Genomic DNA, 24,046 nt, shown 5'->3' with positions numbered 1-24,046 from the left:
GTATCATTCGCCACATACGTTTCCCTCCTTTATTTTGAATTTAACGGGGCCGGTACCTGAACAGGCCGGATGCCGTCGTTGCCTACATATTTGGTCCGTTCATCGGGCGTCAGCTGGCGTTTTACCGATTTTGATACGGTCTCGACCAGATCGCTGATGCTGGTATTCAGGCCCCAGATTGTTTTATCGGCTCCCGAAAACAAGACGGTGTTGCCGTCGTTTGCGTAGCCGAGGCTCATGATCCAGTTGCCGTAATCGTTGACGTTGATGGGTTGGGCGGCCTGTCGTTGCCGGGCCTCCTGCACATTCCAGATCCGGAGCGATCCGTCGTAACTGGTCGACACGATCAGTTTGCCATCGGGCGAAAAAGCGGTGCCGGTGACAGCCGAGGTCGGCCCGCCCGGCAAGCGGTAACCGCTTGCACTGAGGCTGTTGCCGGAATAACCGAACAGGACCACGGCCCCGTCGCCGTTCCCCGTCAGCAGGCTTTTTCCGTCGGGGCTAAAGGCAAGGGCCGTAATCCGCCCCGACAGGTCAATGGGTTTGGTATACCGGGCTTCCTGTTTCATATCGGCCATGTTGATCAGCGCTACTGTGCCGTTGGTAGAGCCACAGAGCAGGTGCTGCCCGTCCGGAGCCAGCCTGGCCGACAGAATCGGGATACCCGCGGCAATGCTGCTCAGCGAATCCAGACCCGCAGCCGTTTGTTTCCAGACCCGGATCAGGCCGTTGGTACTGACCGACAACAGCTCGGTTCCGTCGCGGAAGGGAATAAACGCCAGAACGGGCGCGGTATGCGCCCGAAGGACTGTCAGGCCCTTGGGTTTGCTCAGGTCCCAGCTGTAAATCTGCCCTTCCTGGCTACCGGCAAAGACAAACCGGTCATCTTTTGAAAAAGCAACGGCCCGGAAACCGCCGGTTGTCCGTTTGGCCGGTTGCAGGATGCGGGTCGTTTTGCGGGTGGCCAGATCCCAGATCCGGACGGTTCCGTCGTCGCTGCCGGAAGCAATCTGCGGTTTGTCCGGGTCAATGGCCACGGCGCGGACATTGTCTTTATGCCCTTCCAGTACATACCGTTCATCCGCTGCTTTCAGCAGAGCCGAAAAAATATCGGGTGAATTGCGGGAGCCGCCGTTGTCCAGATTCAGGCGGTAGGCTTCCAGGGCCAGCAGTTTGGGCAGATCATCCTGATTCGATTCCGGCATCTGAAGCGACTGAATGGCCAGCGACTGGGCCACCGCCAGCATACGGAGCCGGTTGGCTTCTTTTGCGTTCGAAATGGCGGATTGCTCAGAAGTTTTAGCCTGCTGTTCGGCGTTGCGGGCCACGGTAGCCGCTTTCTTTGCAGCATCCGCATTGTCGCGGGCCAGTTTTTCGGCGTTCTGGGCAATTTCGCGCAGGCGATCCGAGGCATTCCGGGCACTTTCCGCTTCACGCTGGGCCACAACGGCCTTTCCGCGCTGTTCGTTTGCGAGTTTGGTCTGTGCCGTGGCAACTTCGGTCTGCTGTTCTTTCAGTTCCTTTTCCTGATTCGCAATTTCCCATAGTTGCCGGGCGATCCGGCTCTGGGTGGTTGCTTCGCGCCGTTGTTCGTCGGCAAGTTGTTTTTGTTCAAGAGCAAGGGCACTCTGATCAATGGCCTGCTTCTCGGCGCTCTTGGCCGTTGCTGTGATCATGATCAGGTAAATAGACGCCACAATGGCAATAATGGCCAGGCTGATGCCGAGTCCGGCCAGAATCCGGCTCCGGGTGATTTCCTGACGCTGGCGTTTTTCGCGGTTTTCGACTTCGAATTCGTATTTCCGGCGGCTGAACTCAAGGTAATTCAGGGCGCGTTCAAAGAAAAAATCATGGCGGCGTGCCCATTCTTCGGTCGGTTTTTGTTCACGGAGCCACTTCAGAGCTATCTGAAGTTCAGGATTCATCAGCGGGCCGGTTTCGCCGGCTTCATACTGGGCCGCCGAACGGGCAAGTTCCTTGTAGAGTTTTGCCGAATCAATTTCCTGCTGACACCAGTCCCGCAGCCGGTCCCAGAGCCGCGTAATCCGTTCCATAGACATGCCGATGGTGGTATGGATGTCGACAGGTACACCGGCCAGCGGCGTAAAAAAGGCAACATCCCGCGCCCGGAAACGGTCAACGACATCAAACAACAGAAAATCCGGCTGTCCGGTAATGATCCGGATGGTTGAGAGCGTGGTCGGGTTAACCACAATCCGGTCGTCGGAGCCTACCGAGATCAGCGATTTAAAAAACTTCTCGGTTGCCAGTTTGCTCTTTTCGGTCGGGAAACTGTTAAAAATCTCTTCGGCATGCAGCGAAATCGCCTGACTCATGGTGCCGATGGCTTCGTAATGAATCAGATCAATCGCCTGACTGGCAGTAGCTGTCCGGTTCCAGTAGGCCCAGGTACGCATGAGCGCATGTTGCAGCACGGGGAGTAGATCCGGATTTTTCCCGGTATCGTCGAGCAGCCGCCCGGTAAGCTGCGGGCTGATGGTTGCCTGCCGGGCTTCGATGGGTTTGGTGATGACCTCCCGGATTTCGTCCTGATTCATCTTGGGCAGAACATAGTACCCATGGTTGATCGCTTCGGTCAGCCCCTCATAGTTGGTACAGTGGTCGACGTAATCGGAGCGCATGGTCAGCACCACGTAGGCCGAGCAGACTGACTGCCGGCTGAACGACAGGATAATGTCGATGAACCGGGCGGTTTTCCGGTGGGCCTCATCCGTATTGGTCTGGTAGCGGAACAGTTCCTCAAACTGGTCAATCACGACAAGCAGGTTATGGTCGCGGCAAAGCGAAATAACTGCTTCCAGATCCGTTTCGAGCAGCTGTTCAATGGCTTCCGGCGAGGAGCTGGTGGCAAACGGATGGTTCCGCTGGCTGAACGACTGAAACAGGGCCGTTGCCAGGCTCTGTATCGGGGTTGCTTCCGGATTAAAGAAAACAATCTGCCAGTCGGTATGCGGCGCACTGCTGTCGTGGCCGGCAATCAGCCCCGGCAGCAGCCCTGCTTTTACCAGTGACGATTTACCGCTGCCAGAGGAACCGATAATAGCCAGAAACCGGGAATTGGTGAGCCGCTCACGCAATTCCCGGATCTGATTATCCCGGCCATAGAACAAGTGGGCGTCTTCGAATTCGAAGCTCCTGAGTCCGGGAAACGGATTGGTGACCGCACTTGTATTACTGACTTGTACCATCGTTCACTTTTCAGCTACCTGTTCAGTACAAGAGCGTATGGTAATGCTCATTAACGCATGTACTCAGGTGTAAATCAGGCGTCTGTGCCCTGAATGTTCATGATAAAAATGTTCCGGTTCCGGTTATTGACATACTCATACTGAAACGAATCCACGCCGTTGACAGTCAGGAAAATACCCATACCGCCGATTGGCCGTTCTTCGAGCGGTTTACTGAAATCTGTCTCGCCCGGCAGGTCTTTCTGCAACGGGTCAAACGGTTCGGCATCGTCTTCCACCACAATTTTGAGGTGGTCGCCGGTCAGCTCGGTAATTACATCCAGCACGCCTTCCTTTCCGGCCTGTTCATAGCCGTAGAGGATGATGTTGGTCGCGATTTCGTCGAGGGCCAGCATCAGTTTGTAGGTTTTTTTCTTGTCGAGATTGGCGCGGAGGGCCTTGTCCCGAACCAGATCCCTGAGGTCATCCAGTGAGTCGAGTGTCGCCGGAAAGGTTTGGTTTTCCATAAAGCATACGTTGAAAACGGTGAGGCACTACGACCGGATTCCGGCAGACAGGCGCGGCCGGAAGCGCCCGACTACATGTATTTGTCGACAATGTTGACGCTATGCTGGAGACCGGTTTTTTCGAGGGTGTCCACGATGTTGTCCTGTGGCTTCACAATGTAAATAGCTAAGTTGGTACCGATTTTCTGCTTGGCGAAAATAAGAACACGCAATCCCGCAGAGGAGATAAAGGTCAGGTTCTCAACGAAGAGAATCAGCTCGTCAGGGCCTTCGGCGGCTACCTTTTCGATTTCGCGCTGAAACTCTCTGGCCGACAGCGAGTCCAGTTCTCCGGCGAGGGTAATTTTGGCAATTTTTTTGGCTTCGGCTAGTATGTGAAAACTCATTGTGTTGCTCAGTTTATTGGTTAATGGAATTGATCTTACATAGCGACGGGATAGTACCTGGTTCATGGCAGCATGCTGTTTTCAGGTGGTATACCGGTATTCTTCTCAGTTGTTAAACGGGTTTGCCGACGAGGACAACCACGCTGCGGGCGCCCACCAGGAAGTTTTGCTGATCGTCGAGCAGCGGCTCGCGGCCGGGATCAAAAATGTCTTCCGGCGACGGCATGTCCGTATTCGCAAACAAGTGCCATTTCTGGTTTTCGGGCAGCTCCGGCAACTGGAAGTGCAGCGTTTCCCAGTACATGTTCATGGCCACGTAGACCATGTTGTCGGTAACGGCACCCTGTTTGGCATGGAACCCGCAAAGCATAAATGCAAAGGCCCGGCTCGAGGTCGACCAGTCGCAGCGCCACGCTTTGGTGCCGTGGAAACTGATGTCCGGGAAACCACTGCCTACATAATCCCAGTGCTGGAAGTGCTTCGGACTGCGCAGTACCGGGTGCAGGTGCCGGAACCGGATAATCCGCTGGGAGTAATTGTACAGGTCAGCATTCTTGTCGAGCAGCGACCAGTCGAGCCAGTTCAGGTCATTGTCCTGACAGTAGGTATTGTTGTTGCCTTTCTGCGTCCGGCCTACTTCATCCCCCATCAGAATCATCGGAATCCCCTGGCTGACCATCAGGATTGTCAGCGCATTTTTTACCTGTTTGTGGCGCAGCCGGTTAATGGCAGGGTCATCGGTTTCGCCCTCCCAGCCACAATTCCAGGAGTTGTTGTCGTTGGCACCGTCGTTGTTATTTTCCCCGTTGGCTTCGTTGTGTTTTTCATTGTAGGCGAACATATCGTATAGCGTAAACCCGTCGTGGCAGCAGATAAAGTTGATGCTGGCCGCAGGTCCCCGGTGGTAGTAGAGGTCCGGAGAACCCATGATGCGCTGGGCCATCGGCCCGACTTCGCCGGCATCACTTTTGAGGAATTTTCGTACGTTATCCCGGTATTTCCCGTTCCACTCTGCCCAACGCCCATACGCCGGAAATGACCCTACCTGATATAAACCACCCGCATCCCAGGCCTCGGCAATAAGCTTGCACTTGGCCAGAATCGGGTCAAACGCCAGCGACTCGAGCAGGGGCGGATTGCTCAGCGGCCGTCCGTCCATATCCCGCCCCAGAATCGCGGCTAAGTCGAAGCGGAAACCGTCGATGTGGTATTCCGACGCCCAGTACCGGAGGCAGTCGAGTACCATGTTCCGCACCACCGGGTGGTTACAGTTCAGGGTGTTGCCCGTACCCGAGAAGTTAAAATAATATCCCTCCGGCGTGAGCATGTAATACGTCTTGTTGTCGATCCCCCTGAAGGAGATCGTATGGCCCCGGTGATCGCCCTCGGCCGTGTGGTTAAATACCACGTCGAGGATCACTTCGATGCCGTTTTTGTGTAGTTCCTTAATGAGTGTTTTCAGCTCATCGACCTGCATCCCGAATTTCCCGGTAGCCGCATAACCGGCCTTGGGCGAGAAGAAGTTGACGGTGCTGTAGCCCCAGTAGTTGACCAGTGTCTCACCGGTTACGGGGCTTTCGCGGCTGTGTTCCCACTCGTCAAATTCGTAGACCGGCAGGAGTTCGATGCTATTGATGCCCAGTCCCTTGAGGTACGGAATCTTGCTCTTGATGGCACTGAACGTACCACGGTTCTTAACCCCCGATGACGGGTGCTGGGTGAAGCCGCGCACGTGCATTTCGTAGATAATCAGGTCTTCGGCCGGGGTTTCGAGCGGGTGATCGCCTTCCCAGTCGAAATCCTCGAACGCCAGCCGCGAGCGGTACGGGTAAATGTCGTCCCAGTTTGGTTTGGCCAGCCACATATCGCGGCCGCCGATTACCTTGGCATACGGATCGCTCAGGATTTTGGTCTTGTCGAAGCGGTACCCGGCCGCCGGATTAAACGGACCGTCCATGCGGTAGCCGTATTCCAGCCGTTCGTAGTCCAGATCAAAAACGATCATGGAATACACGTTGCCGATCCGGAATTCGTCGGGAAACGGAATTTCGGCAAAAGGTTTTGCTTCGCCCCGGTCAAACAAAACCAGCGTACACGAGGTGGCGGCGCTGGAATATACACTGAAGTTGACACCGTTTGAGACCATCGACGCCCCGAACGGCAGGACATGCCCCCGTCGGAACTTAATGCCGTTCAGCTCATGGGTGGGGTAATAATCTATCCGGCTATCTTCCATGGGCATTATGATTTAAGGGCAGCGATGCCTTCGTCCAGTGTATCGACTAAAATGAAAAAAGCCAGAAAACCGGTATTGGCCATGATGTCCTGAATCTCTTCGGAGGCACCCACCAATACTACTTTTCCGTTGCGTGACTTAATCTGGCGGTAGATCATGAGCAGTACCCGCAGGCCCGCGCTCGACAGAAAGTCGACTTTAGAAATGTCCAGAATGACAGCATTTTGCCCCTGAATGGGGCCCATCGCGCCGCGCTCAAAGTCGCCGGCGGTTTTGCTGTCAATACTGCCTTCTGCTTCAATAACCGTTATGTCCTGTACCGTTTTTGATGTAACGTTCATGCTCGATTCGGTTTGGTGTTTTGTGTTAACAGCATGGTGCCCGGAAACCTCCGGACACCATCGCGACGTAACGCAGTACTTGTATATTCACTTGTTAAACCGGAGTGATCAAAACCTTCACTCTTACTTGCTTGTCGGTTTCAGGGAGATTTACGGTCAGCGCATCGGCATCAAAGTCCGTATACGGCGCGTCGTCAATAAACACCTCTCCGATTTTAATGCTGCCTTTAGGCAGGATATCCGGCGATACGTGCAGGACATTGTTCTTGAATGAATTCGGATAGGGTTTGAAATAGAAATAGGTTGGCTGCTTCGTAATCAGCAGGTTAATGTACACGGCCGACAGGTAGCACAGCTCCGTTGAGTGGTAGGCACTCATGGAGTGGCTGCCCTTGAAGCGTTCGTGACCCAGCAGATAAGGCATCCCGTTGGCGAATACGTTGAAGTATACGCCGCCGTCGTCGGTATCGAGGAAGAAGGCATTGTAGAACGAAGCCGCTTCGCGGGCCTGCTTCTGGTAGTCACCCTCGCCGAGGATGCCGTACATGATCAGGTAGGCCAGAATCGCCTGTTCCTGCTGCCACCACGCCTTGCGGTCGTGCCATACGTACTGGTGATGCTTGCCGCCGATGAGCGTTTCGCGTTCCACCACGTCGTACCAGCCGCCGCGCTGCTGGTCAGAACCGGCTGCCGGCATCAGTTCCGCAATTTTCTTTGCGAACTCCAGGTACTCGTCCTTGCTCTTCAGCGACTGCATCCGCATCAGGTTCCAGGCGATCTTGAGGTTGTGGCCGACTACGGCACGGTTCTGCTGCCAGCCCCAGGTCTGGTCCTTGCTCCAGTCTTCAAAGAATTTCTCCTGCACAAACGGGCTTTTGTCGTAGTCAGGGAAATATTTGGTAATGGTATCGAACGTATATTCGAGGAAATCAGCGTATTTCTGCTCGCCGGTGGCCAGGTAGAGGTTAATCAGGTAAGCCGGTGCGTGGTCACCTACCGAGTTCCAGTTTTTCCGGGCGCGGTTATGGGCCAGCGACTGATCGCGCGGGTCAAGGCCGATCGGGTCGATGTGCGAGAAATAGCCTTCCTGCTCGTTGTCCTTGTAGTACTTCTCAAACAGGTCGATGGTTTTTTCGATATCCGCCATAATGCGGGTATCGCCGGTGATGCGGTAGGTCTGGGTCGGTCCGGCCAGGGCATAAATCTGCTCATACATCGGGATCGAGTAGTAGTCGTCGCCGAATTCAGAGGTAAGTAGTTTGGTCTCCTTGGCGCCGTCTACCTTGATACCGTGGTACCAGTAGATAAGGTCGGCGTCCTGGTCGTAGAACCGCATGTGGTCGCGGAGGTAGTTGGTACCCTGTTCGGCGCCTTCCAGAAAAGCGTCGTTGCCCGTCAGCATATAGGCCGACGCAAAGCCGTAGATCATCCGCGAAATCGTATCGGTTTCCTGCAGGTAATCACCGCGTTTCGAACCCGCCAGATGGAGTACGGTGCGGTAGTTATGGTAGTCAATCGGAGCCTCAGGGTAGTTGAACTGCCATTTCAGGTAGCTTTTGGCGATGGAATCAATTTGTTTGATCCACCAGTCCTGTCCTTCGTGGCGGTATTCTTCGGGCGTTTTGCCCGGGAAAATAAGCTGCTGCGCCTCAAAAATCATGTCGCCGCCGTCGGCACCAGGGTAGAATGTGCCGTAGGCAAAAACGTACTGCCCTTGTTTCGACAGAAACTCGAACATCACGCCGGTAGCATCCTGATAGCCTTCGTCGAGATTGCGCACGCTGCGGGCGTAGGTCGACGGAATCAGGTTAAGTTTAAACTGACGTTTGTCGGAAGTTTCGACAACAAACGCACGCTCGGCGGGGGTAAAGCTGACGATATACCCGGCAATGGTATCCGAAAATGTAAAGTTGAGTTTCATGGAAGATGAATTGACTACCGCAGGCAGTACTCCGATAGTGGTTTAGTCTAAATGAGGATTTACGAATTGATGCTGACGGAGCGGGGCTCAGCCCTGCCGTTCAGCCAGCATATCAATGATCCGGCGGGCGAACAGGTGCGCATGACCGCCGGAGCGTCCGGTAACCAGATTACCATCAACAACCACATCCTCGTTCGTGTAGATGGCACCGTAGGCCTTAGCATCGCCGATCAGGTTGTTATGGCAGACAAGTTTTTTACCCCTGACAAGCTCTGTTGCGGGGGCAACGAGCCAGAGGCCGTGGCAGATAATGCCTTTCAGGATGCTGTCTTCGGCAAATACGCGTTTCAGAAATTCAGTGGCAGGCGGTATTTTCTCAACATCCTCGGTATACCGTAACCGGTCTGAAACCATGCCGGACGGGACAATAATGGCCGCATAACTGCGGAGTTCTTCATCGCTCATGCCTTCGAATGTCTCCCGGCATTCCATGGGAGCGCGGTGTTCGTGGCCGTAGAACGTGATGCTGGGCTGGCCCCACAAGCGGGTCAGAAAGTGCACTTCAGCACCTTCTTCCGGAAACCGGTACTTGTAGTAAAAGATTTCGTTTTCGAAATAGTCGCTCTCAAACAGTATGCCGATTTTCGCGCCTTTCAGTTTCATGGGGTTTACACAGATACAGGGTTAATGAGAGGAAGGTTACTAAACCGGCGAAAGACAAAGGCTGTTGACAGTCAGTGTCTTCCGCCGGTATGTTGCGGATTAGCGGATCAGACGATCGAGCAGGCTCTGGTCCAGACCTACGTTGTGGTAGTGTTTACGGGCCAGCTCCAGCAAGGTGAAGCCGTCGTCATACGCCACGATTTTGCCGTTATCGACAGTATCCAGGTAGATCAGACCACCGGCCACGTGGAAGAACGTGATCATAGGCTCCGGCGCGTCAGCCGGTACAACCAGCGTGTGGGCTTCTCCCGGTGGCTCGTAGATAAACGTGCCCGGCGTAGCTACCCAGTCGTGCTCAAGGTAATGCCATGAACCGCGGAGCGTGTAGCCGTAAACGGTACTGATGTGATAATGTGGGTTCAGCATCGCGCCCGGTGCAATTTTCAGGACGTTGGTGAAACCACCCGTACTTACGTTGAAACTGCAGGCCTGAAACCATGCTCCTTCTACGTAAGGAATCCACAGCCGGTCATCATCCAGGTTTGTGTCGGTTGTGTATTCGGTGTGCGTACGCTGCTCGGCTAATAAGCCGTCGTTGAACGTGCGAAACGTGTTAATTGGCATTTTTTAACCCTCCGAATTTTAGTTTTAAGATTTGTTAAACCGGTAAAGTAACAAGTATTACTATGCTTGATTGAGTCGTTGTTAAGCCGTTTCTTTCAGGCGTTCGCGCAGCTTATCAGCCATGTGGTGATAGCCGAACGCAACTGCCAGATCGAGCGGGGTACGGCCGTCCTGCCCTTTCAGATCGAGGCGGACATTAGCATCTGCATCAGCACTCATGAGTACCTCAAACGCCTCCGTGTGGCCGTGCCAGATCGAATCATGCAGGGCTGTATAGCCGTTGTAAGGGCCTTGTGCGTTTACTTCAACCAGTCCCTGTTCGAGGAGCAGTTTCAGCGGACCCGGGTGACCGGAGAACGCGGCCTTGTGCAATGGCGTGGCTTTCAGGAGATAGTCGACAATTTTCGGGTTGGCACCGGCCTTGATCAGCTCACCGGCGATTTCGGTAAGTCCGCTGAAACAGGCCACCAGAAGCGGAGTTTGTCCGTCGTTGCCGCTGCCGATTACCGGCGATTTTTCGTTGACATCAACCCCCTCAGCGATCAGTTTCCGGACAGCGTCCACGTCGTTGCGCAGAACGGCCTGCATCAGCGGCTGCTGCTGGTTTTGTTCGTCGGCTGCCTGTTTGGCTTCCAGCATCTCGCGGATGCTTTTACCCCAGCTTTCTTCTTCCGGCGTAGTACCACCGGCAGTCCAGCGGGGTTCTTTACCGATAAAGTCGAAGACTGAAGCGCCGTGATGCCCCTTAATGGTGATGGATGCACCCTGATCGAGCAGGAACTTTACCATCGCCGGTTTTTTCGACCAGACGGCATCAATCAGCGGCGTATGGCCAACCGTTGCCGACTGCAGGTTGATAAAGGCACCGGCGCTGAGCAACAACTGTGCGACATCAACCACACCGCTTTGAGCGGCTTTGTGTAGCGGCGAGGCACCAAGGCTGCTGTCAACGGCATGGACATCGGCACCGGCGGCCAGCAGTTTGTCAGTCATCTGTACATAGCCTAAACCGGCAGCCACCATCAGAAGGGTGTAGGGAGTAGGGCCGCGGCGGTTCACATCGGCACCGGCCTTGATCAGTTCGGTAGCTGCCGTAAGGTCGTTAGCTTCAACGGCGGCCAGGAGAGCAAGTTCGGGAGATCCGTTTTTGTCGATCGTCTTCATTCGTCAACGGGTATGTATTGTAAGAAGTAAAAGGCTGTATGGGTAATGGTACCGGTTAACACAGTCTGGCGTAAATGCCAGGGCCGCCGGCCGCAAATAGTGTGTTGCTCTGATTTGTATTTATCCGGGTTTCTGAACCGGGTAATAAAAAAAAAGAGAACCTTTTCCGTGGACAGCTTTTGGGGCTGAACCGTGGAAAACGTTCTCTAAACTAGCTAAACCGGCAGTGAAGTGCGGGTATTTGGCCGTAAACGACAGGGGAAGGGGCGCGAACGACTACCTTTTGGGCGTCAACCGAAACCGCGCCGGTCAGCGGAAGCGGAAATGCTGTAAAAAGTCTTCTTTATACGCCCTGCCTAATGGTAAAACCTGACTTTTGATCTGTACTTCATAGTCATTAAAGGACTCAATCTGGGTCAGATTGACGGCGTAGGAACGATGAACCCGTACAAGTGCCTGATCCGAAAGACGTTGCAGCAACACGCCCATGGAGAGGCGTAAAACAAACTTCCGGTCGGAGGTAACCAGGGTCGTATACTTGTCGTCGGCTTCGACATAGAGCACATCGCTCTGCCGGACGCGGACGAATTGGTAATTTTGCTTGATAAAGATATGGTCGCCTACCTGCAGAATCATCTCGCTGTCTTTGGCAGGGGCCATGGTGATGGCCGGGCGCGGCTTCGGCGCGGCGGCCTGGTCGTGACTGGCCGGTACGAGGTAGGCAAAATTGCTCATCGCAATTTCAATGGCAATCCGGAGACAGTCTGTTGTTATGGGTTTGGTCAGGTACGCGGCGGGTTTGGTCGATTTGGCCATTTCGACGGTTTCGCGGTCAGTCAGCGCCGACAGGTAAATAACGGGAAGCGGTTTAAAGGCCAGAAGCTGCTGTATGGTTTCAACACCGTTCCAGTCGCCGGCCAGGTTAATATCGCAGATGACAATATCAGTCTGGTGCTGCTGGTAGAGCGTCAGTGCCTGTCGGCCCGTGGCCGCGGTACCGGTAACCTGATAGCCCTCGGCTTCGAGCCGCGCACACAGGTCCATTGCCAGGATGGCCTCGTCTTCAACAATTAAAATGGATACAGGCATTGAAGGATTCATGGAAAAGAAAGAGAGGTTATGTGATAATAGTCGTTATGCTGCTTTCGGTATACTCAAACGGAAACAGGTCCCGTTATCGGTAATGATATTCAGGTTCGCGCCAATCTGATTGCCAAGTGCTTTAACAAGTTGTTTTCCAAACGAACCGGCCGGTTTCTGCCACTGACTGATGTCAAAACCTGACCCGTTATCAGCGATCTCCAGCACCAGGGCGGGGTCAGTCTGCAACGCCACCCGCAACGATGGCCGATCGGTGTGCTGGTAGGCATATTTCAGCGAATTGGTAATTAACTCATTCGCAATCAGCCCGATCGGTATCATCAGGTCAACGTCCAGCCATTCGTCGGAAATATCAATCTGTAAGTCGAAGTCATTCGGGGTATACCCGTGTACCCGTAACAGACTTTCGATCAGATTGAGCAGATATTCACGTACATTAATCTGGGTTAATTTATCGGTTTGGTAGAGTTTTTGGTGAATTAAAGACATTGCTTCAATGCGTTGCTGTCCGCGGCGGATGGCCTCTACGGCTTCCTTATCCTGCATCTGGTACGATTGCAGGTTCAGCAGCCCCGACACAATGGCGAGGTTGTTTTTCACCCTGTGGTGCAGTTCCTTCATCAGTAATTCCAGCTGAACGGACTGCTGCTGTAATTTGGCTTTCGTCCGCCGGATCCGCTGGTATTGCCAGCCGAGGCCGCCGAGCGCCATGACCAGTAACAAGGCCCCGCCACCTAACAGGGCAAGCTGTCTGGTCTGTGAGTCATTTTCCTGATCCAGTTTCTGGATCTGTTCTTCTTTTTGCCGGGTCTCATACTGCACCTGTAGTTCGGCGAGTTGCCTGGCTTTGTCGGCCGAGAAAATAGAGTCCTGTAAATGGGTGTACCGCTTGTGATAGGCCAGCGCCCTGGGAAGTTCGCCCGCCTGCTCATAGCTCTCACTCATGGTACTGTAAATCTCCTGAATCCGGTTCATGGCCTTCTGCGCATAAGCCAGTGTCAGTGCCTGATTAAAGGAGGCTTCTGCTTCCGTCAGTTTATGCTGGTAAGCATAGATCCGGCCGGCATTTTCGTAGCTGTACGTCAGGGACCGCTTGTTGTCGTATTTTTTATTGAGGGCAATGGCCTTTTGTACCCATTGCAGCCCTTCGGCGGGTTTGCCCTGGTCAAGAGCAACCTTCGACAAGTTGTTATAAAAAGCCGTCAGCTCGTATTCTTTAAGCTTATCCCGTTGTTTGCCCAGTTCAACGGCTTTCAGGAAATGAAACCGGGCTATATCTAACTTACCAAGCTGCTTATAGACCAGACCGATCTGATTATGACTATCGGGCAAATAATCGAGCATCCCGGCTTTGATAGCAATGTCACGCGCTTTTTCATAGTATTTAAGCGCCAGCGGCAGGTTTGATTCACCTTCGAAAATAATGTAACCGAGGTTGTTATAGCCTTGATACAGGCCTTTTGGCAGACCCAGCTGCTCCCTTATTTTCAGCGATTTAAGCGTATACTCCTTTGCTTTTATAAAATTGCCTTCCTGCCGGTAGGTAACACCGATCAGGTTGTAGGCATCACCTTCGGCCTTAAGCATGTGCAGCTCTTTTGCCAGTTCAAGTGACTGTAGCGCATAGCTGCGGGAGACCTGAAAGTTCGTCAGTTTGTGCGCATTACCCAGTGCATAGAGGTATTCAAAACGCAGTGAATCGGGTGAAGAATGCGCAAGCAAATCCTTCAGACTATCAATCCTGGCCGCCGGAATCTGAGCCGGAAGCAGGGATACAGTCCATCCATACATGACCCCAATAGCCAGTACTATTTTCCGGGAAGCGTGCATGTTTAATAAGCGGGGTAGGGATTACGGTATAATAATCTTTCAGTAAGTTAGCGATGCATTCAATTATGTACAACTACCGGTACGTGTCGTTTTGGCTATGTAAGTTATCAGGAAATACGCTGTGAACTAAATTAACAAAGGGACAATAAATCATTGAATGATATTAAGTGCTTGTTTGTTAAGTATTTATAGTTGTAACTATTTATAGATATTGGTAAATTTTAATATTTTATTAGATAAGGTCAATGTTAAGCTGTTTGTATTAAAATTATTCAATAGCTGAAAAATTATGAATAATGTTGAAATGATACCAGAAAAAAAGAACGGTAACTTTCAATGAACAAATAGGTTAGTATATATACAGTATTCAGAAACGTAGACTTACTGTGTTAACTAGGCTTTAGGATGTGCCTGATCGTAGGTTTTTTTCAACTGTTCCAGGCTGTTGTGCGTATATACCTGTGTAGCGGCCAGACTGCTATGACCCAGTAAATCCTTAATAGCATTGAGGTCGGCACCGCGGTTGAGCAGGTGCGTGGCGAAGGTATGCCGCAGTACGTGCGGGCTTTTTTTCTCCAGCGTTGTCACAATCTCCAGATGCCGTTTTACAATCCGCTGGATCAGGACGGGGTAAGCCGGATTTCCCTGCTCACTGACGATAAAGCTTTCCGGATCGGCTTTATCGCCCAGTTCTGTTTTTTTGAGCTGAAGGTATTTTTCAATGACCGCAACCAGATTGACCGTAAGCGGTACAATGCGGTGTTTATTGCGTTTGCCGAGTACAATGATGGTTTTCTCGTACAGATTAACGTCGGTGTGTTTCAGGCCGATGAGTTCGCTCAGGCGGATGCCGGTGCCATAGAGTAGTTCCAGTACCAGTTTATCGCGGGTACCTTCAAAGTCGTTCGAAAACTCAACCTCGTCCAGCAGCGTTTCCATGGGTTTTTCTTCCACGTAGACCGGCAGTTTTTTGCTGGTCTTGAGCGCCTGAATTTTCAGCATGGGATCGCTGGTGATGACTTTGCGCCGGATCAGGAACCCGTAATAACTCCGGAGGGTAGCAATTTTCCGATTGATGGAGGTCTTATCCAGGTCTGCTTCTACAAGCGTAACAATCCAGGCCCGGATCTGGCGGAAATCGGCCTGTTCGGGGTGGGCCAGCGAGAACTCGTTTGCCAGAAACAGCTGAAACTGTTCCAGGTCCTTGCCGTATGCCGTGAGAGTGTGGTGGCTCAGCCGCTTTTCGAAACGGATGTAATTCAGGAAATCTTCAGTACTGATCTGCGGGGCGGTTGACATAAGGACGAAAATACGGGATTCCGCAGAACGGAGCGTTATACTGCATAACAAAAAAAGCAGCGAACTTCATAGCTCGCTGCTCTCTCTAAGATCTGTACCTGGCGTCAACGAAACGTTCGTGATTGCGCGCTAATCCGTCGGTTTGTCAGAGCGCCGGTATCAACAGACTATTGCTCGGTGTGCTTGCCGTACATTCTTTCCTTGTACGTAGCCTTGATAACCTGAGTACGACGTTTTACTGAAGGCTTCGTGAAAGCCGTCCGTGAACGCAGTTCACGCAATACGCCCGTCTTCTCGAATTTCTTCTTGAAGCGTTTCAGGGCTTTGTCAATTGATTCGTTTTCTTTTACGTTTACTATAAGCATATCCGGATATTAAAAATTTCGCTAAAAAACGGAGTGCAAAGATAGTATGTTTGCATTAATGAAGCAAGCAGTGATTGACTTAGGCACAAATACCTTCCATCTGATGGTCGTTGAGAAAGCGGCCGATGGAACGCAGACAACCCTGTTTCGGGAAAGCCGCCCGGCAAAAATCGGTAAAGCAGGCATCAATCAGGGAGTTATCACCGAAGAGGGCATTGGCAGGGCGCTCGGCGTACTTGGTTATTTCCGGGAGCAGCTCGACCGGCTGGACGTTCCGGCAGAACAGGTCGTGGCGATCGGTACGAGCGCTATCCGGGTGGCAAGGAATCAGGCTGAATTTATTGACCGCGTGCGCGAAGCGACCGGCATCCGCATTCAGGTGATTTCGGGAGATCAGGAAGCTGACTATATATATTATGGCGTAAAAGCGTCCGGAGCGCTGAAAAATCCCGACGATACCTGTCTGATTGTCGACATTGGCGGCGGCAGCGTTGAGTTTATCATCAGTGCCCGGGACCGGATGCTGTGGAAGCAAAGTTTTGAAATCGGCGGACAGCGGCTGATGGAGCGGTTTATGCCCGACCCGAAGCAGGCAATCAGTGCCGGGGCGGTCCGGCGGCTGCGGGATTACTTTCAGGAACAGCTGTTGCCGCTTGTGAATGCCCTGCACCAGTACAGCCCGCGGTCAGGAGCACCGCTCCGGCTGGTGGGCTCATCGGGGTCGTTTGATACGCTGGTCGATATGTGGTATATGCATAGTCAGGGCGTTTGGCCGCCGGCTGATCAGGCCGCCTTTGACCTGCCGCTCGAAGAATTTTACCGGTCGTTTGAACAGCTGATGACCCGCGATCATGCGGAACGGATGCAGTTGCCGGGCATGATTGAGCTGCGCGTCGATATGATTGTTGTCGCCGTCTGCCTGATTGACTACCTGATCCGGACGTTCGGCATTCAGCAGATTACCACTTCGACCTATTCGCTGAAAGAAGGCGTGCTGGCCAACATGCAGGCGATGCGGGATTAAGGCGCGTAAACCGGTAAAAGTCTGCGGATAACGCCTTTACGGAATAGCTCCTAACAAAACCCTTATGAAATCGGAAACCAACGAAAAATCATCGCTCAGCAACCTGCTGTACACCCTGCTTATCCTGATTGCGGTTATTCTGGCCTTGTCGTTTCCCGGCCTCTTTACGAGTGTGGGCGGCTTCCCGCTTAAAAGGCTGATTATTCCTTTGCTGCAGATCATCATGCTGGGGATGGGAACCACCATGGCCCTGAAAGATTTTGAGGGTGTGGTAAAGCAGCCGCGTGCAGTACTGATCGGCGTTGTGTTTCACTTTATAATTATGCCGGCGCTGGGCTTCACGCTGGCCAACGTATTTAATTTCCCGCCGGAAATTGCGGCTGGTGTGATTCTGATCGGCTGCTCGCCGAGCGGGCTGGCCTCCAACGTAATGTGCTTTATCGCAAAGGCCAACGTGCCGCTATCGATTACCGTAACGTCGATTTCGACGCTGCTGGCTCCGGTCATGACGCCCCTGCTGATGAAACTGCTGGCGGGGCAGTTTGTGTCGATTGACTTCTGGAAAATGGTGATCGAAATCATGGAGATCATTATCCTGCCGGTAATTCTGGGGCTGATCCTGAACCGGATCTTCCATAAATCGGCCGTAATCCTGAATAAGGTTATGCCGCTGATCTCGATGGGAGGGATCGTCCTGATCGTTGCCATTATCACGGCGGCCGGCCGCGACAGTCTGCTGACCGTTGGCTGGACGCTGGCTCTTTGTGTGCTGATTCACAACCTGAGCGGCTTTGTGTTTGGCTACTGGACCGCCCGATTGTTTAAACTCGATGAGCAAAGCAGCCGCACCGTAGCCATCGAAGTCGGCCTGCAAAACGGCGGGCTGGCCTCGGGCATTGCCCTGCAGATGGGGAAGGTCGCTACGGTAGGACTGGCCCCCGCCTTATTTGGGCCGATCATGAACATGACCGGCTCCTTGCTGGCAACCTACTGGAGCCAGCGGCCACCGAAAGAACAGCCGGCTGAACTGACGCCCGAGGTAGCCTGATCTTGATTTTAGCCCCTTTTATAGCACCGGATACGTAAAACTTCGCTGAAAGTTTTACGTATCCGGTTTTTAATTGTAGGATTTTTAGAAGTTACAAACTTTAATTTCATTAATTTGGTTGATATGTCAACAGTATTTATTTTTGTCCCATGTCAACGACAACAGCAGAGGATATTAAGGAACGGGTTGCAAAACAGTTAGGACGGCTGGTCGGATTTAATATTAATCACGTGGCTCACCTGATGGCAAAACACGTGAACCGGGAACTGTCGAAAACGGGCTATACCCTGCAAATGGAGCAGCTGCCGGTCCTGTTTATGATTTATTTTTCAACCGAACTGATGTCGCAGCAGGAAATTGCCAATCTGTTGCAGAAAGATAAGTCCGGTATACAGCGCACCATCAAAACACTGGAACGGGATGGTTATCTGCGGGTTCAGCAGGACGACGTTGACCGCCGTAAAAACAATGTACAACTAACGCCCGCGGGCCGGAACATTGTCGATCGTGTGGTTCAGTCAGCCCATACCTTTGATCAGGCACTGACCAATAAACTGACCACGGACGAGGTTGATACACTACTGGCGATTCTGAATAAGATTGCCGGTAATCTGGAGAATTAAACTTTTTTTTATAGTTATTGTTGACATGTCAACAGTAGATATGTCAACGGAGTCGGAGAATATAAATCATGAAAACCAGGATCATACTCAGCGGACTACTTGCCTTGGGCGTTACGCTGGGTGCAAAAAGCCAGTCGGCGACATCAGGGCAGCCGGCTGCACAGACGCAGCCGGCCGGATGGTCGCTGAAGGATTGTATTAGCTACGGATTAAAGAATTATGGTACGGTCCGTATTGCGGGGTATCAGACGCAGATTGCCGATCAGCAGGCCCGGGAGGCCATTGCAGGGTATCTGCCGCAGGTAAATGCATCCGGTAGCGTTACCGATAACATTAAGCTACAGACAACGGTATTGCCGGCCGGTATTTTCGGACCGGAGCCGACACGGGTTGCATTTGGTACGAAATACCAGACAACGGCCAGTGCGTCGGTTGATCAGGTGATTTTCGACAAGTCGCTGCTGGTAGGGATCAAGGCGGCAAAACCCAATACCGAAAAGGCCGAACTGAATGCACGGCTGACAAAAGAGGATGTGGTCTACGCCATTGCCAGCAATTACTATCAGGTATTTGTTGTGCAGCAGCAGATTGCGTTGCTGAACGATAACCTGAAACGGACGGAGCAGGTACTGAATATTCTGAAGTTACAGCGTGATAACGGCGTGATTCAGCCGGTCGATTACACACGGACGGAGGTAAATTATAACAGCACGAAATCACAGCTGACGCTGGCCGAAAGTAATCTGAAACTGGCGCTCAACCGCCTGAAATTCCAGATGGGTATGTCGCAGGAACAGAACCTGAATCTGTCGGATAACACGTTGACCACGAAAGTGCCTGTGATCGAAAATACCGGATTTGATGCCCGGAACCTGACCAACTTCCGGATTCTGGAGACAAACCTGGCCTTACAGAATCTGGACAGGGAGCGGATTAAAGCCGGTTACCTGCCTAAACTGAGTGCTAATGCTGCCTATGGTACGCTGGCACTGGGCAATAACTACTGGGAATCGCTCGGGAAATTCAGCGGTTTCGGCAGCGTAGGCCTGCGGTTAAGCATTCCGGTATTTGACGGTTTCCGCCGTGATGCCCAGATCAAGCAGTCAACGCTGAATATCAATATTCTGCAGGAACAGCAGCGCCTGAATGTAGCCTCGTATGAACTTCAGTTCAACAACGCGCAGACGCAGCTGCAGCGGGCACAGGTCTCATTGCAGAACGACGAGCGTAACATTAAACTGGCGCAGGAGGTTTATGATGTGACGACACTCCAGTACAAACAAGGTACTAAACCATTGACCGATCTGGTCAATGCCGAAACATCATACCGCCAGGCACAGAGCGATTACATCAATTCACTACTCAATTATAATCAGGCACGGTTAGACCTTGAACAGTCACAAGGTTCTTTGCTGTCGTTTTATAACCAACTCTAATTATCCGGAATCGGGCTCGATGAATGGGTGGGCCCTTTACTGACCTCAATCATCATGAAAAAGACAACCATTATTATCCTTGTCGCGCTGGTAGGTGTTTCGGCTCTGATCGCTTTCCGGCTGGCATCCAATAAAAAGGTAATTGATGCGAAAAACCAGTTGCCGACTACAGCAAACGTGGCGATTCCGGTTACGGCAGCAACCGTTGCGGAAGGGGCCGTTGACCAGCAGCTGGTGAAAACCGGTAATCTGATCCCGTTTAAGGAAGCTGATATCATGGCTACCGTAGCCGGTAAGGTAACCCGTGTCAGTTTTGATCTGGGTTCATCTGTCCGTCAGGGAGCAACGCTGGTGCAGGTAGACAGCAAGCTGAAAGAACTGTCGCTGGAAGCAACGGAACTACAGGTGGATAAGCTGAAAAAGGACGTTACCCGTTACAATACCTTGCTGGCCGGTAACGCAACCACCGAAATTCAGGTCAACGAAACGAATTACAATTATAAAAACGCCCTGAATCAGGCGGAGCAGATCAAAAAACAGATTCAGGATGCGGCCGTTCAGGCACCCATCAGCGGGCGTGTTGTAAAGAAAAACATTGAGCCGGGCGAGTTTGTCAATGTCGGAACATCGCTGGGTACTATTCTGGATGTATCCCGCCTGAAAGTACAGGTACTGGTGAACGAAAAGGATGTGTATTCACTGCGGGAGGGCCAGTCGGTACGGGTTTCGGCCGATGTGTTCCCGAACCGTCAGTTCGAAGGTCGTATCTCCTACATTGCGCCGCAGGGAAATGAGGAACACAACTACCCCGTCGAAATTACGCTGAGCAATGGCAATGTGCTGAAAGCCGGTACGTTTGTCAACGTTGATTTCTCGCAGAAATCAAAGCAGCAGGCGTTGCAGATTCCGCGTTCGGCACTGGTTGCCAGTATCAAGGCCCCGTATGTGTACGTAGTTGAAAACGGCAAGGCCCGCCAGCGGGTAATTACTATTGGCCGTGATTTCGGTGATACTGTGGAGGTGACCGGCGGATTAGCCGCAGGCGAGCAGGTGGTCACAACCGGCCAGCTGAATCTGAGCGATGGGATTGCGGTACAAGTAACGAAATAATCACCGGTAAGGTAAAGCCATGTCAATAACCGAAGTAGCCATAAAACGACCATTGCTGGTGACGACCATTTTCACCGTCATGGTCCTGTTCGGCTTCATGAGCTACAAGCAGCTGTCGTATAACCTGCTGCCAAAGTTCGAAGCGAACGTAATCAGTGTATCAACCATCTATCGGGGGGCTTCTGCCGATGAGGTGGAGACCAACGTCACCAAACGGATTGAAGATGCCCTGTCGTCGATCGAAGGCCTTGACCGGATCACATCGACCTCGCAGGAGGGGGCTTCCATCGTAATTATGCAGCTGAAAAACGGGGTAAACACCACCCTTGCTCAGCAGGATGCACAGCGGAAGGTAGATCAGATTCTGAACCTCCTGCCGGACGGCGTCGATAAGCCAACGATCAACAAATTCTCGACCGACGAACTGCCTGTACTCCGGATGGGTGTAACGGCAAAAATGTCGCCGACGCAGCTCTATGACCTCATTGATGATAAAATCAAGCCGCAGCTGTCGAACGTGCCGGGTGTGGGGCAGATCAGCATCATCGGGGGCAGCGAGCGGGAAATTCAGGTCAACGTTGACCAGGAAAAACTGAAAGCCTACGGGCTGTCGATCGGTCAGGTGTCGCAGGCAATTAACGCCGCCAACACCAGTTACCCGGCCGGTCAGATCGAGACCGACAAAAGTCAGTACTCGATCCGTTTCGACGCTACGGTTTCGACGACGCAGAAAATGCGGAGCCTGATTGTGGCGCGCCGGCCGTCGGGAGGTGAAATATTACTGAGTGACATTGCCGAAGTGGTAGACGGTACGGCGAAGGCAACGGCCATTAACCACATAAACGCGCTGCCGTCGGTTGGTTTGCAGGTGCAGAAGCAGTCGGATGCCAATGCGGTAGACGTGAGTAAGCTGGTGCGTGAGCGGCTGACGAAGATCGAAGGCCAGTTTAAAAGCGTGGGACTAAAGTTCAACGTGGCGTCTGACCAGTCAATTTACACCCTGGCCTCAGCCAATGCCGTCGTTGATGACTTGTTCTTGGCGGTATTAATCGTATCGGTGGTAATGCTGATGTTCCTGCACAGCTTCCGGTCGTCGCTGTTCGTACTGGTGGCCCTGCCATCATCGATGCTGCCGACCTTTGCGCTGATGTACCTGAGTGGCTTCTCGCTCAACCTGATGACACTGATGGCCCTCTCGCTGGTGGTTGGTATCCTCGTCGATGACTCGATTGTGGTACTCGAAAACATCAACCGCCACATGGAGATGGGAAAAGACAAGCGGACAGCGGCGCTGGATGGCCGGAACGAAATCGGCTTTACGGCCCTTGCCATTACATTGGTGGACGTTGTGGTATTCGTACCGCTGGCGATGACCTCCGGTCTGATCGGGAACATTCTGCGGGAATTTGCGCTCGTGGTTGTCTTCTCAACCCTGATGAGTCTGGTAGTTTCCTTTACGCTGACACCACTGCTGGTATCGCGTTTCGGGAAACTGGAAGTGCTGAATCCGAAATCACTCTGGGGCAAGCTGAATATTGGTTTTGAGCGGTTCCTCGATAATCTGAAAGAAGGCTATGGCCATGTGCTGACCTGGTCACTGGGGCATAAGCGATACATTTTCCTGCTGACGATTGCCATATTTATCGGGGCGGTCGCCCTGGTGCCGGGTGGTTTCATCGGCGCCGCGTTTATGCAGCAAAGCGACCAGGGCGAGTTTAACGTCAGCGTCGAACTGGATCCGACGGCGTCGATTTACCAGACCAATCAGCTGTCGCAAAAGGTGGAGCAGATTATCATGAAACACCCTGAGGTGACGAATGTGTTCACCAACGTGGGGTATACCAACAACGGGGTCGCTACATCGTCGAACAGCAACATTGCGGACATCAACGTGAAGCTGGTTGATAAGAAGGAGCGCAAGCTGTCAACCGAAGAGTTCGGTAGCATGGTGAAGGGCGAAATTGCGCAGATTCCTGGTGTTCGCGTAACGGTGAGTCCGGTGTCGATTGCCGGTGGTACGCAGGCGCCGATCCAGATTGCGATAAAAGGTACTGATTTGCCGTCAATCCGTCAGGCGGCGGCGCAGGTGAAAGCCGTAGTACAGTCGGTGGCTGGTACGCAGGACGTTCAGTATTCGGTGAAAGACCCGAAACCGGAAGTAACGGTAAACCTGAACCGTGACCGCATGGCACAACTGGGCATCAGCGCCGCCGATGTCGGACAGGCGCTGCAGATTGCCTACCGTGGTGATGACCGGTCTAAATTCAAGCAAAACGGAAACGAATACGATATCCTGATCAGCCTCGACAAGTTTGACCGTTCGAATCCGAATGACATCAGTCACCTGACGTTTGTCAACAACCAGGGCCGTACGTTTGAGCTGTCGCAGTTTGGTACGGTTCAGCAGAATACGGGTGAGAGCGTGCTGCAACGGATCGACCGGCTATCGTCGATCTCGGTAAACTCACAGGTTGTCGGTCGCCCATCGGGTTCAGTAGGGGCCGATATTCAGGCTAAAATGGCCAAAGTAAAACTGCCGGATGGTATTTCGATTCAGTATCTGGGCCAGCTGGAACAGCAGTCCGATGCGTTCGGCAGTCTTGGTCAGGCCCTGTTACTGGGTATCCTGCTGGTGTACTTCATCATGGTAGCCCTGTACGAAAGTGTGGTCTATCCGTTTGTCGTCCTGTTCTCGATTCCGGTTGCGCTGGTGGGTGCCTTGCTGGCACTGGCCTTATCGATGCAGAGTCTGACGGTGTTCTCTATTGTAGGGATGATTATGCTTCTCGGTCTGGTAGCAAAGAACGCGATCCTGATCGTTGACTTCACCAACCAGCTGAAAGCAGAAGGCATGCCGGTGGTCGAAGCGCTGATTGAAGCCGGTAAAGAACGTCTCCGCCCGATTCTGATGACTACGCTGGCGATGATTGTCGGTATGTTGCCGATTGCGTTGGCCAGCGGGGCGGGTGCCGAGGTGAAAAACGGGATGGCATGGGTTATTATCGGTGGTTTGTCCAGCTCGTTACTGTTAACACTGGTTGTCGTTCCATCGGTATATCTGGTCGTTGACCGGATCATTGCCCGGTTTTCGGGTAAAAAAACGACGCCGAAGAAGCCGGAAGAACTAACGGCGGCTAAGGCAATAAGCTAAGTCGATGCA

At 52.6% G+C, this 24,046-nt stretch carries 19 protein-coding genes; 6 read left to right on the top strand and 13 right to left on the bottom strand.

The window, feature by feature from the left end; genetic code table 11:
* Positions 1 to 29 precede the first annotated feature (29 nt).
* The 13 genes from AC23NW_RS29525 to rpsU all read right to left on the bottom strand — a co-directional run bounded on the left by AC23NW_RS29525 (position 30) and on the right by rpsU (position 15,645).
* Positions 30 to 3,209: a WD40 repeat domain-containing protein gene (locus AC23NW_RS29525; RefSeq protein WP_487454110.1), complete on the bottom strand. Its 3,180-nt coding sequence runs from the start codon at positions 3,207 to 3,209 to the stop codon at positions 30 to 32.
* Positions 3,210 to 3,283: 74 nt separating this feature from the next.
* Positions 3,284 to 3,715, bottom strand: a complete 432-nt coding sequence (locus tag AC23NW_RS29520) for an ATP-binding protein (protein WP_293844477.1) — start codon at positions 3,713 to 3,715, stop codon at positions 3,284 to 3,286.
* Positions 3,716 to 3,786: 71 nt separating this feature from the next.
* Complete coding sequence (locus tag AC23NW_RS29515) at positions 3,787 to 4,101, bottom strand: STAS domain-containing protein (RefSeq protein ID WP_293844480.1); 315 nt, start codon at positions 4,099 to 4,101, stop codon at positions 3,787 to 3,789.
* A gap of 112 nt (positions 4,102 to 4,213) precedes the next feature.
* Complete coding sequence (gene glgX, locus AC23NW_RS29510; protein WP_487454107.1) at positions 4,214 to 6,337, bottom strand: glycogen debranching protein GlgX; 2,124 nt, start codon at positions 6,335 to 6,337, stop codon at positions 4,214 to 4,216.
* Between the two features lie 5 nt (positions 6,338 to 6,342).
* Positions 6,343 to 6,678 carry an STAS domain-containing protein gene (locus AC23NW_RS29505; protein ID WP_487454105.1) on the bottom strand — a complete coding sequence of 112 codons (336 nt, stop codon included), beginning with the start codon at positions 6,676 to 6,678 and terminating at the stop codon, positions 6,343 to 6,345.
* A 94-nt stretch (positions 6,679 to 6,772) separates the two neighbouring features.
* The gene (locus AC23NW_RS29500) at positions 6,773 to 8,599 is read right to left on the bottom strand and encodes an AGE family epimerase/isomerase (RefSeq protein WP_293844489.1); all 1,827 of its coding nucleotides are present in this window, start codon (positions 8,597 to 8,599) and stop codon (positions 6,773 to 6,775) included.
* An 87-nt stretch (positions 8,600 to 8,686) separates the two neighbouring features.
* Positions 8,687 to 9,262, bottom strand: a complete 576-nt coding sequence (locus AC23NW_RS29495; RefSeq protein WP_487454103.1) for a DJ-1/PfpI family protein — start codon at positions 9,260 to 9,262, stop codon at positions 8,687 to 8,689.
* Positions 9,263 to 9,361: 99 nt separating this feature from the next.
* Positions 9,362 to 9,886 carry a 2,4'-dihydroxyacetophenone dioxygenase family protein gene (locus tag AC23NW_RS29490; RefSeq protein WP_487454101.1) on the bottom strand — a complete coding sequence of 175 codons (525 nt, stop codon included), beginning with the start codon at positions 9,884 to 9,886 and terminating at the stop codon, positions 9,362 to 9,364.
* Positions 9,887 to 9,967: 81 nt separating this feature from the next.
* The gene (locus AC23NW_RS29485; protein ID WP_487454100.1) at positions 9,968 to 11,050 is read right to left on the bottom strand and encodes an ankyrin repeat domain-containing protein; all 1,083 of its coding nucleotides are present in this window, start codon (positions 11,048 to 11,050) and stop codon (positions 9,968 to 9,970) included.
* A 309-nt stretch (positions 11,051 to 11,359) separates the two neighbouring features.
* A complete protein-coding gene (locus tag AC23NW_RS29480; RefSeq protein WP_293845328.1) occupies positions 11,360 to 12,151 on the bottom strand; it encodes a LytR/AlgR family response regulator transcription factor in 792 nt (263 codons plus the stop codon).
* 33 nt (positions 12,152 to 12,184) lie between these two features.
* The gene (locus tag AC23NW_RS29475; protein WP_487454098.1) at positions 12,185 to 13,981 is read right to left on the bottom strand and encodes a tetratricopeptide repeat-containing sensor histidine kinase; all 1,797 of its coding nucleotides are present in this window, start codon (positions 13,979 to 13,981) and stop codon (positions 12,185 to 12,187) included.
* A gap of 393 nt (positions 13,982 to 14,374) precedes the next feature.
* Complete coding sequence (locus tag AC23NW_RS29470) at positions 14,375 to 15,280, bottom strand: tyrosine-type recombinase/integrase (protein WP_487454097.1); 906 nt, start codon at positions 15,278 to 15,280, stop codon at positions 14,375 to 14,377.
* 167 nt (positions 15,281 to 15,447) lie between these two features.
* Entirely contained in the window at positions 15,448 to 15,645 is a 198-nt protein-coding gene (gene rpsU, locus AC23NW_RS29465) for a 30S ribosomal protein S21 (RefSeq protein WP_071501163.1), read from the bottom strand.
* Between the two features lie 58 nt (positions 15,646 to 15,703).
* On the opposite strand from rpsU, the gene AC23NW_RS29460 reads away from it, so the two are divergent.
* The 6 genes from AC23NW_RS29460 to AC23NW_RS29435 all read left to right on the top strand — a co-directional run bounded on the left by AC23NW_RS29460 (position 15,704) and on the right by AC23NW_RS29435 (position 24,037).
* Entirely contained in the window at positions 15,704 to 16,669 is a 966-nt protein-coding gene (locus AC23NW_RS29460) for a Ppx/GppA phosphatase family protein (protein ID WP_487454094.1), read from the top strand.
* Between the two features lie 64 nt (positions 16,670 to 16,733).
* Entirely contained in the window at positions 16,734 to 17,717 is a 984-nt protein-coding gene (locus AC23NW_RS29455) for a bile acid:sodium symporter family protein (protein ID WP_487454093.1), read from the top strand.
* A 149-nt stretch (positions 17,718 to 17,866) separates the two neighbouring features.
* On the top strand, positions 17,867 to 18,340 hold the full coding sequence (locus AC23NW_RS29450) for a MarR family winged helix-turn-helix transcriptional regulator (protein ID WP_487454091.1): 474 nt from the start codon (positions 17,867 to 17,869) through the stop codon (positions 18,338 to 18,340).
* 68 nt (positions 18,341 to 18,408) lie between these two features.
* Positions 18,409 to 19,776, top strand: a complete 1,368-nt coding sequence (locus AC23NW_RS29445; RefSeq protein WP_487454089.1) for a TolC family protein — start codon at positions 18,409 to 18,411, stop codon at positions 19,774 to 19,776.
* A 54-nt stretch (positions 19,777 to 19,830) separates the two neighbouring features.
* Complete coding sequence (locus AC23NW_RS29440) at positions 19,831 to 20,886, top strand: efflux RND transporter periplasmic adaptor subunit (RefSeq protein WP_487454087.1); 1,056 nt, start codon at positions 19,831 to 19,833, stop codon at positions 20,884 to 20,886.
* Positions 20,887 to 20,905: 19 nt separating this feature from the next.
* Positions 20,906 to 24,037 carry an efflux RND transporter permease subunit gene (locus tag AC23NW_RS29435; RefSeq protein ID WP_293842624.1) on the top strand — a complete coding sequence of 1,044 codons (3,132 nt, stop codon included), beginning with the start codon at positions 20,906 to 20,908 and terminating at the stop codon, positions 24,035 to 24,037.
* Positions 24,038 to 24,046: the final 9 nt, after the last annotated feature.

Source organism: Arsenicibacter sp. R0_47 (genome assembly GCF_057652235.1).
Note: the sequence above shows the minus strand (reverse complement) of the source record. Positions and strands in the feature narration are given on the sequence as shown.

What these genes read in the sequence shown, in the direction of transcription:
- AC23NW_RS29515 (WP_293844480.1), bottom strand. Translation starts at nt 4,101, where the DNA reads ATGAGTTTTCACATACTAGCCGAAGCCAAAAAAATTGCCAAAATTACC.
- AC23NW_RS29495 (WP_487454103.1), bottom strand. Translation starts at nt 9,262, where the DNA reads ATGAAACTGAAAGGCGCGAAAATCGGCATACTGTTTGAGAGCGACTAT.
- AC23NW_RS29525 (WP_487454110.1), bottom strand. Translation starts at nt 3,209, where the DNA reads ATGGTACAAGTCAGTAATACAAGTGCGGTCACCAATCCGTTTCCCGGA.
- AC23NW_RS29470 (WP_487454097.1), bottom strand. Translation starts at nt 15,280, where the DNA reads ATGTCAACCGCCCCGCAGATCAGTACTGAAGATTTCCTGAATTACATC.
- AC23NW_RS29445 (WP_487454089.1), top strand. Translation starts at nt 18,409, where the DNA reads ATGAAAACCAGGATCATACTCAGCGGACTACTTGCCTTGGGCGTTACG.
- AC23NW_RS29460 (WP_487454094.1), top strand. Translation starts at nt 15,704, where the DNA reads ATGAAGCAAGCAGTGATTGACTTAGGCACAAATACCTTCCATCTGATG.
- AC23NW_RS29440 (WP_487454087.1), top strand. Translation starts at nt 19,831, where the DNA reads ATGAAAAAGACAACCATTATTATCCTTGTCGCGCTGGTAGGTGTTTCG.
- glgX (WP_487454107.1), bottom strand. Translation starts at nt 6,337, where the DNA reads ATGGAAGATAGCCGGATAGATTATTACCCCACCCATGAGCTGAACGGC.
- AC23NW_RS29505 (WP_487454105.1), bottom strand. Translation starts at nt 6,678, where the DNA reads ATGAACGTTACATCAAAAACGGTACAGGACATAACGGTTATTGAAGCA.
- AC23NW_RS29500 (WP_293844489.1), bottom strand. Translation starts at nt 8,599, where the DNA reads ATGAAACTCAACTTTACATTTTCGGATACCATTGCCGGGTATATCGTC.
- AC23NW_RS29490 (WP_487454101.1), bottom strand. Translation starts at nt 9,886, where the DNA reads ATGCCAATTAACACGTTTCGCACGTTCAACGACGGCTTATTAGCCGAG.
- rpsU (WP_071501163.1), bottom strand. Translation starts at nt 15,645, where the DNA reads ATGCTTATAGTAAACGTAAAAGAAAACGAATCAATTGACAAAGCCCTG.
- AC23NW_RS29475 (WP_487454098.1), bottom strand. Translation starts at nt 13,981, where the DNA reads ATGCACGCTTCCCGGAAAATAGTACTGGCTATTGGGGTCATGTATGGA.
- AC23NW_RS29480 (WP_293845328.1), bottom strand. Translation starts at nt 12,151, where the DNA reads ATGAATCCTTCAATGCCTGTATCCATTTTAATTGTTGAAGACGAGGCC.
- AC23NW_RS29455 (WP_487454093.1), top strand. Translation starts at nt 16,734, where the DNA reads ATGAAATCGGAAACCAACGAAAAATCATCGCTCAGCAACCTGCTGTAC.
- AC23NW_RS29520 (WP_293844477.1), bottom strand. Translation starts at nt 3,715, where the DNA reads ATGGAAAACCAAACCTTTCCGGCGACACTCGACTCACTGGATGACCTC.
- AC23NW_RS29450 (WP_487454091.1), top strand. Translation starts at nt 17,867, where the DNA reads ATGTCAACGACAACAGCAGAGGATATTAAGGAACGGGTTGCAAAACAG.
- AC23NW_RS29485 (WP_487454100.1), bottom strand. Translation starts at nt 11,050, where the DNA reads ATGAAGACGATCGACAAAAACGGATCTCCCGAACTTGCTCTCCTGGCC.
- AC23NW_RS29435 (WP_293842624.1), top strand. Translation starts at nt 20,906, where the DNA reads ATGTCAATAACCGAAGTAGCCATAAAACGACCATTGCTGGTGACGACC.